Consider the following 15386-nt stretch of genomic DNA (forward strand, 5'->3'; position numbering starts at 1 on the left):
GGAACTCGGCAGCTCCGGTGCATCCCTAAGCCACTACACAGGCACAGCCATTCCCCGGAGGCCGTCATGCAGAGCGTCGAGCAGGTTGTGAGTTTCCTCGAGAAGTACCAGCTGTCCCTGGTCACCGCCGAATCCTGCACCGGGGGGATGATGGCGTCCCTGCTGGCGGGGGTGCCCGGTTGCGGTGCGGTGCTGGATCGGGGCTATGTCGCCTATTCGCCCGAGGCCAAGCAGCAATGCCTGGGCGTGGACCCGGGCACCATCGCCCGCTACGGCCTGACCAGCGAGGAGGTGGCGCGGGAGATGGCCCTGGGCGCCCTGGACAACAGCGAGGCCAGCGTGGCGCTGGCCAATACCGGGCTGGCCGAGGCCGAAGGCGAGATGGACGGCCTGGTGTGCTTCGCCTGCGCCATGCTGATGGACGGCGAGCCCTGGGTGGTCAGCGAGCAGTTGCGCTTCGATGGCCAGCGCAACCAGGTGCGCGAGGCGGCCGCCCGGCATGGCCTGCTGCAATTGCCCTACTACTACGAGCGCCTGCGCCAGGCCGTCGCCGCGAAGCTGCCCATCGAGGCGGCCGGCGGCTGATTCACACCGGCGGCTGGCGCTCGGGTTCGACGATGGGCTCCGGGTGGCGGCCGCCCAGTTCGGGCGCGGCACTGCGGGACAGTTCGGCGCGCAGTTGCGGCAGGCAGTGCGGGTAGCGGTGGGCGATGAAGTTGATCAGGTTCTCGCGCAGGTAGCAGCGCAGGTCCCAGTTGCGCGAGGAGTCGATGGAGCTGACCAGCACCCGCAGCTGGATGGCGCGTTCGTTGGCGTCCACCAGTTGCAGCACGCTGACGCGCCCGTCCCAGAGTTGCGGCGCTTCCTTGCACAGGCGCTCCAGCTCCTGGCGCAGCGGGTCCAGCGGCATTTCGTAGTCGGCCCAGAGCACCACCGCGCCGGTGATCGAGGAACTGACCCGCGTCCAGTTCTGGAAGGGGTTCTCGATGAACCACTGCAGCGGCACCACCAGGCGGCGGTCGTCCCAGATGCGCACCACCACGTAGGTGCCGGTGATTTCCTCGATGCGCCCCCATTCGTTCTCGACGATCACCACGTCATCCAGGCGGATGGGCTGGGTGATGGCGATCTGCAGCCCGGCGATCAGGTTGCCCAGCACCGGCTTGGCGGCGAAGCCCACCGCCAGCCCGGCGACCCCGGCCGAGGCCAGCAGGCTGGTGCCGAACTGCCGCGCGGTGGGGAAGGTCATGAGCATGGTGGCGGCCCCGAACAGCAGCACGAAGAAGCTCAGGGTGCGCACCAGCACGCGGGTCTGGGTCTGGATGCGCCGGGCGCGCAGGTTGTCGCTGATGTCCACGGGGTTGTGCAGCAGGATCACCTGCTGCACCGCATCCACCGCGCGCAGGCCGAGCCAGGTGAAGGTGCCGATGATGGCCATCGAGGTGAGCTGGCGCAGCGGGCCGATGAACAGCAGGTCGTCGTCCGCGGCGCTCCACACCGTCTGCAGGCCGAGCAGCGGCAGCAGCAGGTAGAGCGGCCGACGCACCCGTTGCAGCAGCTCGCGCAGGAACAGCACCGGCTTGGCCAGGCGGACGAGCACACGCATGACCCCGCGTGCGGCCAGGCTGAGGCCCAGCGTCACCACCAGGGCCGTGAGCAGGACCCTGAGTTCGGGCAGCGGCAGGTACGGTAGCCAGTTTTCCAACATGGGGAACCTCCGGATCACGATGACCCTGTTAGTGACCCGGTGCCTGGCGATGGGTTCGGGTGGATGTTCAGGCGGCCATGGCACGCTTGTAGGTGGGCGCCGAGCGCAGCGAGGCCCAACGGAGCGGGGCTCGACTCTGCTGCGTTGGGCTTCGTGCCTCAGCCCAACCTACGGCGCACATAAATCTCCTGAACCGCCGCGCCATGGCGGGGCCGAAGTAGATGAGCCCCCTGGATGGAGATGCCCATGAATGCCGAGATCCAAGCCTGTGCCGAAGCCTGCGTGGTGTGCGCCAGTGCATGCGCGCAGTGCGTCACCGAGAGCCGCCTGGACGAGTCCGGCGAGGACCTGGGGCGCTGCATCGAGCTGAGCCGCGAATGCGCCGACAGCTGCCTGCTGATGCAGGAGCTGGTGGAGCGGCAAAGCGCCCAGGTGATCGCATTCGGCCTGTTCTGCGCGAGCATGTGCCGGCTGTGCGCGGCGGAGTGCCAGCGTCACGACCTGGCGTACTGCCAGCGGCTGGCCCAGGTGTGCGAGGAGTGTGCGAGGCAGTGCCAGGGCCTGGCCCTGGCCGCCTGAATCACGGGACGAAGCGCAGGGCGCTGGGAGCGGGGGTGCTGATGCCTTGCACCTGCTCCACCAGCAGGCCGCTCTGCGGGTCACGGGAGAATACCGCCACGCTGTCGCTCTTCTGGTTGGCCACCAGCAGGAAGCGCCCGTCCGGGGCGAAGGTGAATTCGCGAGGTTCCTCGCCCCCGCTGGCGTGCCGCTGCACTTCGCTGAGGCTGCCGTCGGCGGGGCTCACCGCATAGACCACGATCTGGTTCTCCACCCCACGGCGGGCGACGTAGAGGAAGCGTCCGTCCGGCGACAGGTGGATGGCGCCCAGGCGGCGGTCGCCCTCGGCGTTGGCGCCGGGCGGGTCGAGGTCGACCAGGCCCTGTTGCTCCAGCCTGGCCTCGTCGCGGCCGAGGATGGCGATCTGGTTGGACAGCTCAAGGCTCAGGTAGGCGCGCGTGCCGCTCCTGTCGAACGCCAGGTGGCGCGGGCCGCTGCCCTTGGGCAAGGCGAAGGCGCCGGGCCTGGCGGCCTGCAGCGGCTTCTTCGGTTCATCCCCGTCGTAGCGGTAGGCGTAGACCTTGTCGGCGCCCAGGTCGGTGACGAACAGGTAGCCGCCAACCGGCACCGCCGCGTGCATGTGCGAGGAGCCCTGGCGCTGCGAGCCGCGCCTGGAAAAGCTCTGGCGCACCTGCTGGGCCACGGCGCCCAGGGTGCCGTGGGCCGTGACCGGGATCACCGCGAGGCTGCCTCCGGGCGTGGGCCGGATGCCGTAGTGGGCGACGAAGAGGAAGCGCCCGTCCTCGCTGAGGCTGGCATGGGTCGGCTCGGCACCCCGGGTCGCCACCTGGCTGAGTGGCGTGAGGCTGCGCTCGGCGCCCGCGCCGATGGCGAAGCTGCTGACCTGGCCGGCCGGGTCGCGCCCCTGGGGCGTGTTCTCGTTGGTGGCGAACAGCTGGCTGCCATCCGCCGAGAGCACCAGCCACGAGGGGTTGGCGCTGGGCAGGGTCTGCAGCGGCCGTTCCGTCAGCCGGCCCTGGGCGCCGTCGAAGGCGAAGCGCTGGATGCCGGGGCAGGCCGCGCCCGCGCAGCCGACCAGCAACTGGGTGGTGTCGACGGGAGGGCGCCCGGCGCATCCGGCGAGCAGGGTCAGGGTGCACAAGAGCAGTGGGACGTTACGCGGCATCGATCATTCCTTGGGCAGGGCGAAGGCCAGGACATAGTCGCCCTGGCGGGTGTGCAGTGAGCCGTGGCCACCGGCGACGATCAGCACGTACTGGCGACCGTCCTTGCCGGTGTAGCTCATGGGCGTGGCCTGGCCGCCGGCGGGCAGGCGGCCTTCCCAGAGCTGCTCGCCATTGCGCACGTCATAGGCGCGCAGGTACTGGTCGAGCGTGCCGGCGAGGAAGGCGACGCCGCCGCCGGTGATCACGCTGCCGCCCAGGCTGGGCACGCCCATGGGGAGCGGGATGGGGATCGGCGAGCTGTCGCGCACCGTGCCGTTCTTGTGTTTCCAGGCGACGTTCATGGTGGTCAGGTCCAGGCCCGCGACGTAGCCCCAGGGCGGCGACTGGCAGGGCAGCCCGAGGGGGGACAGCAGCGGCGAGAGCAGGGCGCCGAAGGGCGCGCCCTTGTTCGGCTGTACGCCTTCGATCTCGCTCTTGCGCGCAGGTTCATCGGCGGCGCGGCCTTCAGGCACCAGTTTCGAGGTGAAGGCCATGTAGCTGGGGTTGAGGAAGGCGATCTGGCGCACCGGGTCCACCGCGATGCCGCCCCAGTCGAAGACCCCGAAATTGCCGGGGTAGACCAGGCTGCCCTGCTCGGAGGGCGGGGTGTAGATGCCTTCGTAGCGCAGCGAGCGGAAGGCGATGCGGCAGAGCATCTGGTCGATCGGCGTGCCGCCCCACATGTCGCGCTCCTGCAGCGGCGGGGGCATCAGGTTGAGTGCCGACATGGGCTGGGTCGGCGCGGTGAAGTCGCCCTTGGCCGCGCCCTGGGGCACGGGGGTTTCCTTCACCGGGACGATGGGCTCGCCGGTGCGCCGGTCGAGCACGTAGAGGCTGCCCTGCTTGGTGGAGGCGATCAGCGCCGGGCGCGGGGCATCGCCGGCCTTCTGCGGCGGCAGGTCGACCAGGGTGGGCTGGCCACCGACGTCCATGTCCCAGAGATCGTGGTGGGTCATCTGGAAGGTCCAGCGCACCTTGCCGGTGGCGATCTCCAGGGCGGTGACGCCGGCGCTGTATTTCTCCGATGCGGGGGTACGGCGGCCGCCCCACTGGTCCGGGGTCTGGTTGCCCATGGGCAGGTAGAGCAGGCCGAGCTGCTCGTCCAGGCTCATCACCGACCACATGTTCGGCGAGTTGCGGGTGTAGGTGCGGCCCTCGGCCAGCGGGGCGGTGTCGTCGGGGTTGCCGGCATCCCAGTTCCACACCAGGTGGCCGTCGCGCACGTCGTAGGCGCGGATCACGCCCGAAGGCTCGTCCTCGGAAACGTTGTCGGTGACGTGGCCGCCGATGATCACCAGGTCACGGCTGACGCCGGGCGGCGAGGTGGAGTAGTAGCCGCCCGGGGTGAAGCTGCCGATGCCGCGCGTGAGGTCGATGGACCCCTTCTCGCCGAACTCCTCGCAGGGCTTGCCGTCATCGGCGTCCAGGGCCATCAGGCGGGTGTCGGCGGTGGGCAGGAACAGGCGCCGCTCGCAGCGCTTGCCGTCGCCGGGGGTGTCTTGCTGGTGGTAGGCGACGCCCCGGCAGGTCATGTGCGCCCAGCCCTTGAAGCTGTCGGCGTGCTGCGTGCTGATCTTCGGGTCGAAGCGCCAGATCTCGCGGCCGCTGTCCGGGTCCAGGGCGATCACCTGGCTGTGCGGGGTGCACACGTAGAGCATGCCGTTGGCCTTCAGCGGGGTGTTTTCGGCGGTGGTTTCCTGCGGGTCGTCGGGGCCGGGCAGATCGCCCGTGCGGTAGCTCCAGGCCAGCTCCAGCTTGTGGACGTTTTCCGGGGTGATCTGCGCCAGGGGCGAGTAGCGGTCGCCGGCATTGCTGCGCCCGTAGGCCTGCCAGTCGCCTTCGGGCATGGGCGGCTCGCCGGCGGCGGGCGCGGGGTCGGCCCGGCTGATCTCGCCTTCCTGGCGGTGCGGTTCGGTGAACTGGCTGAGCAGTGCCACGGCGCCGGCCAGCAGCACCGCCACCAGCAGCGCGCCACCGTTGGCCGGCGAGGTGCCACCGGCCAGGCCGCGCCGCGTCCAGGGCAGCAACAGCAGCACGCCGAGGCCGAACCACAGGGCCAGGCGCGGGACCAGTTGCCACCAGTCCAGGCCGACTTCCCAGAGGGCCCAGGCGGTGGAGGCGATGAGCATCGCGGCGAACACCAGCAGCGCCGAGCCGAGGCCGTTCCACAGCAGGAAGCCGGTCAGCAGCAGGGCTGCACCGGTCAGCGGGTAGTACCAGGAGCCGCCGACCCAGACCAGGCGGATGCCGCCGATCAGCAGGGCGAGGCCGATCAGCGACAGAAGCAGGGCGAGCAGGCGGGCAAGGTGGGAAGGGCGGGCGCCGAGGGTGGCCATGGGGTCCTCCGGGGTGGGGGCTTTGCGGTTGCGATCAGGGGCCGGCACGCGCGGATACGGAGCGGCGCCGCTGAAGAGATCGAACCCCGGTGCGGGGAATAGTTCAGGGCCACGGGTGAGACTGGTCGCCGGCTGGCACTTCGTCATCATTCCGTCATGTGAATCGGGTGAGCTAGGCGCCTCTCATCATCCTGCTGGCGTTCGGGCCGGAGGCACGGTCTTTCAAGCGGGTCCCCCCGCACGGTCGCTATCGCATCCCGCGCCGGCCTGGCCGTCGGGCGGGCAGCGCAGCCACCCCGACCCACCCAGCGGACTGCCGAGCGCCCCCTGCGCCGAGCCCCCGAAAATTTCCTGAACCGACCCCGCCAACGTCCCTCTGAACCTCTGTGACTCCCATTCCCGGTGAGCAAGACCATGAACCAGTTATTCGCAATGCTGCTCGGCCTGTTCGGCGCGGGCGATTCCCAGGCCAACGAACAGCCGGCGGTGCAGCCGCTCCCCGAGCCCATCAGCGTGCAGCAGTGGCAGGCGGCGTTCGATGAGGCGCTGGCGTTGCCGGAAGTCCGTTATTCGTCGTCGGACCAGGTGACCATCATCAAGAACGAGCGCGACGGCTCGGTCTATCTCTTCACCACCCGCAAGCACCCGGCCTATCCGGCGATGATCGAGCGCCGCCTGGTGGAAGGGGATGCGCCGCGCTACTCCAGCTCGGGTCGCTATGCGGGGGATGGCCAGGCCTATGCCGCCTGGCTGGAGAAGTACCACCAGTTCGACAACCGGCCCTACGCGTCGATGAGCGTCAGCCAGGGCACCGAGCTGTCCTCGGCGAACTGATGCGCGCGGGGCTCAGGGCTCGGCCTTGAAGGCCGCGCCGCGGCGGGTGAGGGTGATGCCCGTGGCGCTGGCCAGCAGCGGGCCCTGGCCGTCGCTCTGCTCGCTGCGCTGCAGCTGGCCGCTGATCAGGCCGAGTTCCTGGAGATCGCGCAGGCCGATCATCACCCGTGCCGGGTCGCCTTCCAGGGTGCTGGCATCACGGGGGTCGTCCTCGCTGAGCTGGGCGAGGAGGGAACGCAGGAGAAGGGTGCGGCTCTGGATATCCATGGGCGGGACTGCAGCGTGATTCGAGGCTGATTCTAGAACAGCTTGGCCCGGCGTGGTGTGGCGATTGTCGGACATCCGCCGAATTGGCCGTTGCACAGGGCCGGCGGGTTTCGCTGCATCAAGGTTTTGGCCAAGCCGATTAGCGAGTTTTGCTGGTGGTTCTGGTTTCGTCCCCCGGGCGAGTCACTTTTCTCAAGCGTCGGGATGCCGAACCACAGAAAAGTAACCAAAAGGGCTCGCCCCTGCATACGGCCCGACTGCGTCGGGTTCCCTCGCTTCATCGTCGGTGCTCGATACTTCACATTGATGTGCGCATCACGACCGCGGCTGGCGGCTTCGCAGGATGGCGTAGAGCGAAGCGAAAACCATGCGGTGGGCGCGACAGGGGGGCAGGAATGCCCCGGAATACACCCTGCTTGAAGCTTCGCATCACGTTCACGAGCGCCCGCGCAGGCAGAGCCCATGAAATCGCCCCTGCGGTCGCCCTTGCAGGCGATTGCACCGGTGGGGCGGCCGACAAATTTTTCACGTCTTCTTGATCTGGCCTTTACGGGCGGTGCGCGAGGGTAGTGGCGAACCTTGCAGGAGCGCGCCATGACGCCCGGACCCCGTATCTCGCTGTTCTTCGCCGGCCTGCTGGCCGTCGCTTCGCTGTGCGTGCCGCTGGCCCAGGGCAACACCCAGGTGCCGGAGCCGGGAGCGCTGCTGTCACGGCAGGACTGGGCGGTGCCGGTGGACCGTGGTTTCAACCTCTACCGCATGACCCCACAGCTGTACCGCAGCGCGCTGCCGGATTCCGGCGACCTGCCGCAACTGCAGCGCCTGGGGGTGCGCACGGTGGTGAGCTTCATCAAGGAGGACGATGCCGACTGGCTGGGCGATGCCCAGGTACAACGGGTGAGCATCCCGCTGCACGCCGACCGGGTCGACGACGTGGACGTGCTGCGTGTGCTCCGTGTGCTGCAGCGAGCCGAGGCGCAGGGGCCGGTGCTCATGCACTGCAAGCACGGCCGCGACCGCACCGGGCTGATGGCGGCCATGTACCGCACCGTGGTGCAGGGCTGGAGCCGTGCCGATGCGTTGGCGGAGATGAAGGCCGGTGGCTTCGGCGACGCGCGGTTGATGGATGACGCGATCGCCTATGTCGAGGGCGCCGATATCGACGGCTTGCGCCAGGCGCTGGCCAGCGGCGCCTGCAGCACCCGGACCCTGGCGGCGTGTCAGGTGGGGCGCTGGTTGCGGGCCACCTTCGGCGCGCAGGCGGATGAGGAGGTGGCGGTGAGCGGGCCCGTCGAGCAGGTGCGTTCCGACTCCTGACTCGCCCGCCGCCTCAATCGTCCGGGCTGATGATGCCCTTGCGCACCGCGTAGAGGACCAGCCCGGGAACGTCGTGGATGTCCAGGCGCTTCATGATCTGGGCGCGGTGGGCCTCCACCGTCTTCACGCTGAGGCCGAGGCCGTCGGCGATGGAGCGGGTCGAGGCGCCCCGGCTGATCAGGCGCAGGATTTCCACCTGGCGCTGGGTGAGCCCGGGATCGTCGCCGCCGTGCTGGCGGGCCAGGGCCTGGTCGATCACCGGTTGGGCGATGGCGGAACTGAGGTAGCGCTGGCCCCGGTCGACGGCCTTGAGGGCGAGGGCGAGCTCGACCATGGCGGCGTCCTTGAGCAGGTAGCCGTAGGCGCCTTTCTCCAGGGCGGAGAGCACCACGTCGGCGTCGGTGTGCATCGAGAGCATCAGCACGCGGGCCTCGGGCACGCGCGTACCCAGGCGTTGCAGGGCCTCCAGGCCGTCCACGCCGTGCATGGAGATATCGAGGAGGATGATGTCCGGCTTCAGGCGCTCGGCCATCACGACGGCTTCCTCGCCGTCCTCCGCTTCTCCGACTACTTCGTAACCCTCCAGATCGTTGACCATGGCTCGGACGCCGACACGGATGAGTGCGTGGTCGTCGGCCAGCAACAGGCGACAGGTCATGGGCGCTCCTTGCGCAACGCGTCGTTCATGCATTTCTCCAAGTGCAGGCCGCCCTGAAAAAGAGCAGGCCTACAGGTACGGAGTAGCATCCGACACGAAGGTTCGCCCGGGCTTACCGGACGGACGGTAGCACCGGGCCAGTATCAAAATGACCCGTTTTTCGCCTGGAACGCCTCTATCTTGCGGCCTCCGCGTTCTTGTCGGGCGCCGAGCCGCGCGCGTAGCGGACGATCACCTCCGACAGTTTGGCCAGGGGCTCGGTGCTCTGCGCCGCCCCCATGCGCAGGGCTTCCTTGGGCATGCCGAAGACCACGCAGCTGGCCTCGTCCTGGGCCACGGTGCGTGCGCCGGCCTCGCGCATGGCCAGCAGGCCGCGGGCGCCGTCGTCGCCCATGCCGGTCATGATCACGCCCAGGGCGTTGTGCCCGGCGTGGCGGGCGACGGAGCGGAACAGCACGTCCACCGAGGGCTTGTGGCGGTTGACGTGGGGGCCGTCGAGCACCTCGACGAAGTACTGTGCGCCGCTGCGCTTGAGCTGCATGTGGTGCCCGCCGGGGGCGACCAGGGCCAGCCCCGGGCGCACGCGGTCCATGTGCCGGGCCTCGCGCACATCGATCTCGCACACGCTGTTCAGGCGCTGGGCGAAGGCGGCGGTGAACTTCTCCGGCATGTGCTGGACGATGACGATGCCGGGGCAATCCACCGGCAGCTGGCGCAGCACCACCTCCAGGGCCTGGGTGCCGCCGGTGGAGGTGCCCAGGGCGACCACGCGGTCGGTGGTGGCGTAGCCGGTGGGGCGTGCCGAAGGTTCGGCCGGAGCCGCTGCCGGCGCGGCCTTGGCCGGGGGGGGCGGCGGCGCGCTGCGCGGCATGGCGTGGGGGTGGCTGCGGGCAGCCAGTTCGATCTGCCGGATGAGTTCGCCGGAAAGCTGCTGCAGGCTGTCCTTGAGCCCCTGGCGCGCCTTGGTGAAGACGCCTACGGCGCCGGCGGCCAGGGCTTCGAGGGTGATGGCCGCGCCGGCCTCGGTGAGGGTCGAGCAGATGATCGAGGGCGTGGGCCGCTCGGCCATGATCTTGCGCAGGAAGGTGATGCCGTCCATGCGCGGCATCTCGACGTCCAGGACCAGCACGTCGGGCCACTGCTTGCGCATCTTGTCCAGGGCGAACAGCGGGTCGGCGGCCTGGCCGATGACCTGGATGCCGGGGTGGTTGTCCAGGCAGGCGGTGAGCACCTGCCGCACCAGGGCGGAGTCGTCGACGATGAACACCTTGATCGGGTTCGGGGCGGGTCTGCTGAGCGGGCTCATGAGCGTTGGAATACCGAGGGCCGCACTGCACGCAGCGGCAGGTTGAAGCCATGCAGGCTTTCCGCATGGCCGATGAAGAACAGGCCGTCCGGGCGCAGGCGCTCCACCAGGCGCGCGACCATGGCGCGCTTTTCCTCCTGGCCGAAGTAGATGAGCACGTTGCGCAGGAAGATCACGTCGAAGGGGCCGATCTCCCTGGGGATTGGCCGGGTCAGGTTGAGTTCGGCGAAGGTCACCCGGTGGCGCAGGGTCTGGCTCATGCGGAACAGCCCCTGGCTCTCCTCCACGCCCTTGAGGCAATGACGCTTGAGCCAGCCGGTGGGGAAGTTCTCCGCCTGCTCCATGGGGTAGGTGGCCTGGCGTGCCTTTTCCAGCACGCGGCGGCTGAGGTCGCTGGCGAAGATCGACCAGTCCTGGGTGCGGGCGTTCTCGGCCAGGGTCATGGCCATGCTGAAGGCCTCCTGGCCGGAGGAGCTGGCGGCGCTCCACAGGTGCAACGGGCGACGCTGGCGGGCCACCCATTCGCCGAGCAGCTTGAAATGCTGCGGCTCGCGGAAGAAGTAGGTTTCGTTGGTGGTCAGCAGGTCGATGACGGTGCGCCGTTCCTCCTGGGCGGCGGGATCGTCGAGCACCTTCATGTAGTCGCCGTAGCTGTCCAACTCCAGGGCGCGCAGGCGGCCCATCAGGCGCCCGGCCATCAGGGTGCGTTTCTGTTCGGCCATGCGGATCCCCGAGGCCTCCAGCATCATCTGCTGGAGGCGACGGAAGTCGCTGTCGCTGAGCTTGGGCAGGTGGCTGGTGGGCATCAGCCGGCCTGCTGGGCGAGGCTCAGCTGGCGGATGTCGTCCAGCGAGAGCACGCGGCGCACGTCGAGGATGATGGTGAAGCCGCGCTCATCGCGGGCCATGCCGGCGATGAAGTCGGTGCGGATGCCGGCGCCGAAGGGCGGCGCCTGCTCGACCTTGTCGGACTCGATGTCCAGCACTGCGTCCACCGCGTCCACCACCAGGCCGATGCGCTGCTGCTGCTCATCCAGGTTCAGCTCGATGATGACGATGCAGGTGCGCTTGTTCGGCACGCTCAGCTCGAAGCCGAAGCGTGCCGCCAGATCCAGCACCGGCACCACGTTGCCGCGCAGGTTGATCACCCCGTGGATGAAGGGCGGCATCATCGGCACGGTGGTGACCTGGCCGTATTCGATGATCTCGCGCACCAGGTCGATGGGCAGTGCGTAGCGCGCCTGGCGCACCCGGAACGACAGGTGCTGGATGCTGGTGGGCAGGGCCACCGGCACCATGGCCTTGGCTTCGTTCATGCCGCCTCCTCAGTTGAAGCTGACGAACTGGCCTTCATCGGCCAGCGGCTGGTTCGGCTTGCGCGGGGCCGGGCGGCGCAGTTCGCGCACGTTGCCGGGGCCACGGTCGTTGCGCACCACGGGCAGCTTGCCGGCCTGGGCGGCGCTCTCCAGGCGGAAGTAGCCGATCAGCTCCTGCAGCTGGCTGGCCTGGGCGTTCATTTCCTCGGCGGTGGCCGCCAGCTCCTCGGAGGCGGAGGCGTTCTGCTGGGTGATCTGGTTCATCTGGCCCATGGCGATATTGATCTGCGCGGCGCCGGTGGTCTGTTCCTGGGACGCAGCGGTGATTTCCTGCACCAGGTCGGAGGTCTTCTGGATGTTGGGCACGATCTGGTCGAGCAGGGCGCCGGCCTGTTCGGCCAGGTGCACGCTGTTGCTGGCGACGCCGCCGATCTCCTGGGCGGCCACCTGGCTGCGCTCGGCGAGCTTGCGCACCTCGGCGGCGACCACCGCGAAGCCCTTGCCGTGGTCGCCCGCGCGGGCGGCCTCGATGGCGGCGTTGAGGGCCAGCAGGTTGGTCTGGTAGGCGATGTCGTCGATGATGCCGATCTTGTCGGCGATCTGCTTCATGGCCTGGACCATCTCGCGCACCGCCTGGCCACCCTGCACGGCGTCGTTGGCGGCCTTGCCGGCGATGCCGTCGGTGATCTGCGCGCTTTCGGTGTTCTGCGCGATGGAGGCGGACATCTGCTCGACCGAGGCGGTGGTCTCCTCGACGCTGGCGGCCTGTTCGGTGGCGGCCTGGCTCAGGGACTGCGAGGTGGCGCTGACTTCCTCGGAGGCCGAGGACAGCGAGTCCGCGGCGCTGCGCACGTCGGCCATGACGCTGCGCAAGCGCTCGGTCATGTGCTGCATGGAGGCCAGCAGGCGCCCGGTCTCGTCGCGGCTTTCGGATTCGACGTGCACCGTCAGGTCACCCTCGGCCAGGCTGTTGGCCACGCCCATGGCGCGGTTCAACGGCCGCGAGATGGAGCGGGTGACGAGGATGCCGATGGCGAAGCCGAGCGCGGCGGCGATCAGGATCAGCGCGATCATCTGGGTCCGCGAACCCAGGTAGATGTCGGTGATGGTGTCGTTGGCGTCCTTGGCGCGGGATTTCTTCTGCGCCACCAGCTCGCTGATGGTGGCGTCGGCGGCGTTGCCCTGGGCACGCAGCTGCGGCATCAGTGCGGTGGCCTCGGTGCTCTGCGCCAGGGGGGCGTTCTTGTTCGCCTCGAGCATCTGCAGCACGATTTTCTCGTATTCGGCCAGTTGCGTGTCGAGGGCGGTGAGCTTGGCGAGGGACTGCTCGCTGTCGAAGCTGCCGCGCGCCTTGTCGAGGTTCTCGTGCAGGTTCTTCATCGCGTCGTGGACCTGCGCTGCGGTGGCGTCGCGTTCCTGCTGGGAAGACGACAGCAGGTTGCTGCGCAGGTGGCGGCCCATGTAGATGAGGTCCAGGTTGGCGTTCATCATGGTTTCCAGGGCGGCCATCTCGCGGCTGTACATCTGGTCGGAGAGGTCGTTGACCTTGCCCAGGTTGACGATGCCCAGGACCCCCACCACGGCGGTCAGGAGCACCACCAGGGAAAAGCCGGCGATCAGCCTTACGCCGATCTTCAGGTTGCTGATGAATTGCATGGCGGTGATCTCCTACGAGCCCGCGAGGTCGGGGCGCGGTTGGGTTGAAGGGGTACGGGCGTCGGCGTCGACGCGTCCTTGCAGGTGGCGGAACAGGCTGGCGATATCGAGGATCAGGGCGACCTGCCCGGAGCCGAGGATGGTGGAACCGCTGATGCCTTCCAGGTGCTGGAACAGCAGGCCGAGCGGCTTGATCACCGTCTGCAGCTCGCCGTGCAGGTTGTCGACGACCAGCCCGGCCTGTTGGCGCCCCAGGCTGACGACCACGATGTTGCGCCGCTTGCCGCGCTGCACCGGCAGCTCGAAGTGCGCGGCCAGGTCGATGCAGGGCAGGGGCCGGCCGCGCAGGTCGAGGTAGCCGTAGGCGGCCTCTGCCAGCTGCCCGGCTTCCAGCTCCAGGCACTCGGTGACCATGTCCAGCGGCACCACGAAGTGTTCTTCGCCCAGGCTCACCAGGAAGCCGTCGATGATCGCCAGGGTCAGCGGCAGGCGGATGCGGAAGGTGCAGCCCAGGCCCGGCCGCGAGTCGATCTCGATGCTGCCGCGCAGGGCGTCGATGGCGCTGCGCACCACGTCCATGCCGACGCCGCGCCCGGAGAGGTCGGAGACGTTGTCGGCGGTGGAGAAGCCGGCGGCGAAGATCAGCCGCTGGATATCGTGCTCGGGCAGGTTCGCCTGCGCATCGATCAGGCCACGGGCGATGCCCTTCTCGCGGATGCGCGCGGTGTTCAGGCCGTGGCCGTCGTCGGCCACCTCGATGACGATCATCCCCGACTCGTGGAAGGCGTTGAGGCTCAGCCGGCCTTCGGCGCTCTTGCCGGCGGCCAGGCGCTGCTCGGCGGATTCGATGCCGTGGTCGATGGCATTGCGCACCAGGTGGGTGAGGGGGTCGGCGAGCTTGTCGATCACCGACTTGTCCAGCTCGGTGTCGGCCCCGCGGATCTCCAGGCGGATGTCCTTGCCCAGCTGCTGGCTGACGTCGCGCACCACGCGGTGGAAGCGGTTGAAGGTGTCGCCGATCTCGATCATGCGCAGCTTCAGCGCCGCCTCGCGGATCTGCTCGACGCGCTGGTTGACCGTCTGCGCGCCTTCCAGGCACAGGGCGTTGCCGTGCATCTGCGCCTGCAGCTGGGCCCCGGCGGCGCTGATCACCAGCTCGCCGACCAGGTTGATGAGCTCGTCGAGCTTGTGCGCGGCGACGCGGATCTGGCTGCTTTCCTGGACCTTGCGCTCGCGCGAGCTCTTCTGCTTGGCCAGGGCGGCGCTGACCGCCTGCGGCGCGACGATGCCTTCTTCCACCAGCACCGCACCGAGGGCCGGTTTGAGTTCAGGGGCCCCGGCCTGCAGGGCCAGGCCCTGTGCCAGTTCGTGCTCGGTGAGCAGGCCGCTGGCGACGAGGATGGCGCCGATGCGCTGGTCGGTCTCGGGCAGTTCCTGGATCAGGCGGATGTAGTCGTCCAGGGCGCTGTCGGGCGGCAGGATGCGCAGGGTGCAGAAGTCGTGGATGAAGTCGAAGACGTCCTCGATCTCGGCCTTGGTGGCTTTGCTGAAGAGGTCGATCTCCATGCCCAGGTAGCAGCTTTCCGGGTCCAGTTCGGCCAGCGGCGGCAGGGCGTCGTCGATCACCTGCAGGTTGAGCACCTCGCCCAGGCGGCCGAGGTACTGGACGAAGGCGATGGGGTCGAAGCCGTTGCGCAGCAGGTCGGCATGGAAGCGCAGGGAGATGTGCCAGGCGCCGTCCCTGGGCGAGCCGCCATCGGCGGGCGGCGTGGCCTCGGCGGGCGCCGCGTGCGCCGGGGCGGCCGCACCGAGGTGGGCGGCGAGGGCGCCGAGCAGCTCGGTCTGATGCTGTTCGTCCACCGGCAGGTCGCCGGTTTCCGGGTCGATCAGGGCGATCATCGAGACGATCTCGTCGAGGCAGCGCAGCATCAGCGAGACCAGCGACGGGTCGAGCGCGCGGTGGCCGTCGCGCACCGCCATCAGAAGGTTCTCCAGGTGATGGGTGAAGCTCACCAGGGGCGTGAGGGAGAACAGGCCGGCCGAGCCCTTGAGGGTGTGCATGGCACGGAACAGGCCGTTGATGGCAGCCGCGTCGTCGGGTTGCTGGTCGAGTTGCAGCAGGTATTCCTCGGCCTGCTTGCCGAGGTCACGGGCCTCTTCGATGAAGCCCAGCAGCAGCTGGCTCCACTGTTCTCCATTGAGCAT

Annotated in this window: 14 protein-coding genes; 4 read left to right on the forward strand and 10 right to left on the reverse strand. The window is 68.9% G+C overall.

Translation table 11 applies throughout. The features are described 5' to 3' along the window. Positions 1 to 66 precede the first annotated feature (66 nt). Positions 67 to 585 carry a CinA family protein gene (locus ACYJSS_RS17600; RefSeq protein ID WP_236204925.1) on the forward strand — a complete coding sequence of 173 codons (519 nt, stop codon included), beginning with the start codon at positions 67 to 69 and terminating at the stop codon, positions 583 to 585. 1 nt (position 586) lies between these two features. Here the strand turns inward: ACYJSS_RS17600 and ACYJSS_RS17605 are convergent, their stop codons facing one another. Further along, positions 587 to 1708, reverse strand: a complete 1122-nt coding sequence (locus tag ACYJSS_RS17605) for a mechanosensitive ion channel family protein (RefSeq protein WP_111264417.1) — start codon at positions 1706 to 1708, stop codon at positions 587 to 589. 246 nt (positions 1709 to 1954) lie between these two features. On the opposite strand from ACYJSS_RS17605, the gene ACYJSS_RS17610 reads away from it, so the two are divergent. Then, entirely contained in the window at positions 1955 to 2287 is a 333-nt protein-coding gene (locus tag ACYJSS_RS17610; protein ID WP_236204924.1) for a four-helix bundle copper-binding protein, read from the forward strand. Position 2288: 1 nt separating this feature from the next. On the opposite strand, the gene ACYJSS_RS17615 is transcribed toward ACYJSS_RS17610, so the two are convergent. Together ACYJSS_RS17615 and ACYJSS_RS17620 are read right to left on the reverse strand one after the other, a co-directional pair. Further along, a complete protein-coding gene (locus tag ACYJSS_RS17615) occupies positions 2289 to 3452 on the reverse strand; it encodes a lactonase family protein (RefSeq protein ID WP_236204923.1) in 1164 nt (387 codons plus the stop codon). 3 nt (positions 3453 to 3455) lie between these two features. Next, positions 3456 to 5828, reverse strand: a complete 2373-nt coding sequence (locus tag ACYJSS_RS17620; RefSeq protein ID WP_236204922.1) for a glucose/quinate/shikimate family membrane-bound PQQ-dependent dehydrogenase — start codon at positions 5826 to 5828, stop codon at positions 3456 to 3458. Between the two features lie 414 nt (positions 5829 to 6242). Here ACYJSS_RS17620 and ACYJSS_RS17625 point away from each other — a divergent pair, with 414 nt between their 5' ends. Beyond that, positions 6243 to 6662 carry a hypothetical protein gene (locus ACYJSS_RS17625; RefSeq protein WP_146603112.1) on the forward strand — a complete coding sequence of 140 codons (420 nt, stop codon included), beginning with the start codon at positions 6243 to 6245 and terminating at the stop codon, positions 6660 to 6662. 12 nt (positions 6663 to 6674) lie between these two features. Here ACYJSS_RS17625 and ACYJSS_RS17630 read toward each other — a convergent pair whose 3' ends face one another. Then, entirely contained in the window at positions 6675 to 6929 is a 255-nt protein-coding gene (locus ACYJSS_RS17630) for a hypothetical protein (RefSeq protein WP_111264856.1), read from the reverse strand. A gap of 594 nt (positions 6930 to 7523) precedes the next feature. Here ACYJSS_RS17630 and ACYJSS_RS17635 point away from each other — a divergent pair. After that, the gene (locus tag ACYJSS_RS17635; RefSeq protein WP_111264857.1) at positions 7524 to 8246 is read left to right on the forward strand and encodes a phosphatase domain-containing protein; all 723 of its coding nucleotides are present in this window, start codon (positions 7524 to 7526) and stop codon (positions 8244 to 8246) included. A 13-nt stretch (positions 8247 to 8259) separates the two neighbouring features. Here the strand turns inward: ACYJSS_RS17635 and ACYJSS_RS17640 are convergent, their stop codons facing one another. The 6 genes from ACYJSS_RS17640 to ACYJSS_RS17665 form a co-directional block, all read right to left on the reverse strand. Continuing rightward, the gene (locus tag ACYJSS_RS17640; RefSeq protein ID WP_111264858.1) at positions 8260 to 8904 is read right to left on the reverse strand and encodes a response regulator; all 645 of its coding nucleotides are present in this window, start codon (positions 8902 to 8904) and stop codon (positions 8260 to 8262) included. A gap of 175 nt (positions 8905 to 9079) precedes the next feature. Then, entirely contained in the window at positions 9080 to 10210 is a 1131-nt protein-coding gene (locus ACYJSS_RS17645) for a protein-glutamate methylesterase/protein-glutamine glutaminase (protein ID WP_236204921.1), read from the reverse strand. Continuing rightward, the gene (locus tag ACYJSS_RS17650; protein ID WP_111264259.1) at positions 10207 to 11016 is read right to left on the reverse strand and encodes a CheR family methyltransferase; all 810 of its coding nucleotides are present in this window, start codon (positions 11014 to 11016) and stop codon (positions 10207 to 10209) included. Before ACYJSS_RS17650 ends, ACYJSS_RS17645 begins: the two co-directional genes overlap by 4 nt. Then, positions 11016 to 11525 (reverse strand): chemotaxis protein CheW, encoded by a 510-nt coding sequence (locus ACYJSS_RS17655; protein ID WP_021221686.1) that lies wholly within the window; start codon positions 11523 to 11525, stop codon positions 11016 to 11018. The genes ACYJSS_RS17650 and ACYJSS_RS17655 overlap by 1 nt, the downstream gene beginning before the upstream one ends. A 9-nt stretch (positions 11526 to 11534) precedes the next feature. Continuing rightward, positions 11535 to 13181, reverse strand: coding sequence for a methyl-accepting chemotaxis protein (locus ACYJSS_RS17660; protein ID WP_111264258.1), 1647 nt, complete (start codon positions 13179 to 13181; stop codon positions 11535 to 11537). A gap of 12 nt (positions 13182 to 13193) precedes the next feature. Next, positions 13194 to 15386, reverse strand: a complete 2193-nt coding sequence (locus ACYJSS_RS17665) for a chemotaxis protein CheA (protein WP_236204920.1) — start codon at positions 15384 to 15386, stop codon at positions 13194 to 13196.

Source organism: Pseudomonas sp. No.21 (assembly GCF_054558415.1).

Coding starts and splice junctions, on each gene's coding strand:
- ACYJSS_RS17600 (WP_236204925.1), top strand. CDS start 67: ATGCAGAGCGTCGAGCAGGTTGTGAGTTTCCTCGAGAAGTACCAGCTG.
- ACYJSS_RS17605 (WP_111264417.1), bottom strand. CDS start 1,708: ATGTTGGAAAACTGGCTACCGTACCTGCCGCTGCCCGAACTCAGGGTC.
- ACYJSS_RS17610 (WP_236204924.1), top strand. CDS start 1,955: ATGAATGCCGAGATCCAAGCCTGTGCCGAAGCCTGCGTGGTGTGCGCC.
- ACYJSS_RS17615 (WP_236204923.1), bottom strand. CDS start 3,452: ATGCCGCGTAACGTCCCACTGCTCTTGTGCACCCTGACCCTGCTCGCC.
- ACYJSS_RS17620 (WP_236204922.1), bottom strand. CDS start 5,828: ATGGCCACCCTCGGCGCCCGCCCTTCCCACCTTGCCCGCCTGCTCGCC.
- ACYJSS_RS17625 (WP_146603112.1), top strand. CDS start 6,243: ATGAACCAGTTATTCGCAATGCTGCTCGGCCTGTTCGGCGCGGGCGAT.
- ACYJSS_RS17630 (WP_111264856.1), bottom strand. CDS start 6,929: ATGGATATCCAGAGCCGCACCCTTCTCCTGCGTTCCCTCCTCGCCCAG.
- ACYJSS_RS17635 (WP_111264857.1), top strand. CDS start 7,524: ATGACGCCCGGACCCCGTATCTCGCTGTTCTTCGCCGGCCTGCTGGCC.
- ACYJSS_RS17640 (WP_111264858.1), bottom strand. CDS start 8,904: ATGACCTGTCGCCTGTTGCTGGCCGACGACCACGCACTCATCCGTGTC.
- ACYJSS_RS17645 (WP_236204921.1), bottom strand. CDS start 10,210: ATGAGCCCGCTCAGCAGACCCGCCCCGAACCCGATCAAGGTGTTCATC.
- ACYJSS_RS17650 (WP_111264259.1), bottom strand. CDS start 11,016: ATGCCCACCAGCCACCTGCCCAAGCTCAGCGACAGCGACTTCCGTCGC.
- ACYJSS_RS17655 (WP_021221686.1), bottom strand. CDS start 11,525: ATGAACGAAGCCAAGGCCATGGTGCCGGTGGCCCTGCCCACCAGCATC.
- ACYJSS_RS17660 (WP_111264258.1), bottom strand. CDS start 13,181: ATGCAATTCATCAGCAACCTGAAGATCGGCGTAAGGCTGATCGCCGGC.
- ACYJSS_RS17665 (WP_236204920.1), bottom strand. CDS start 15,386: ATGCTCAATGGAGAACAGTGGAGCCAGCTGCTGCTGGGCTTCATCGAA.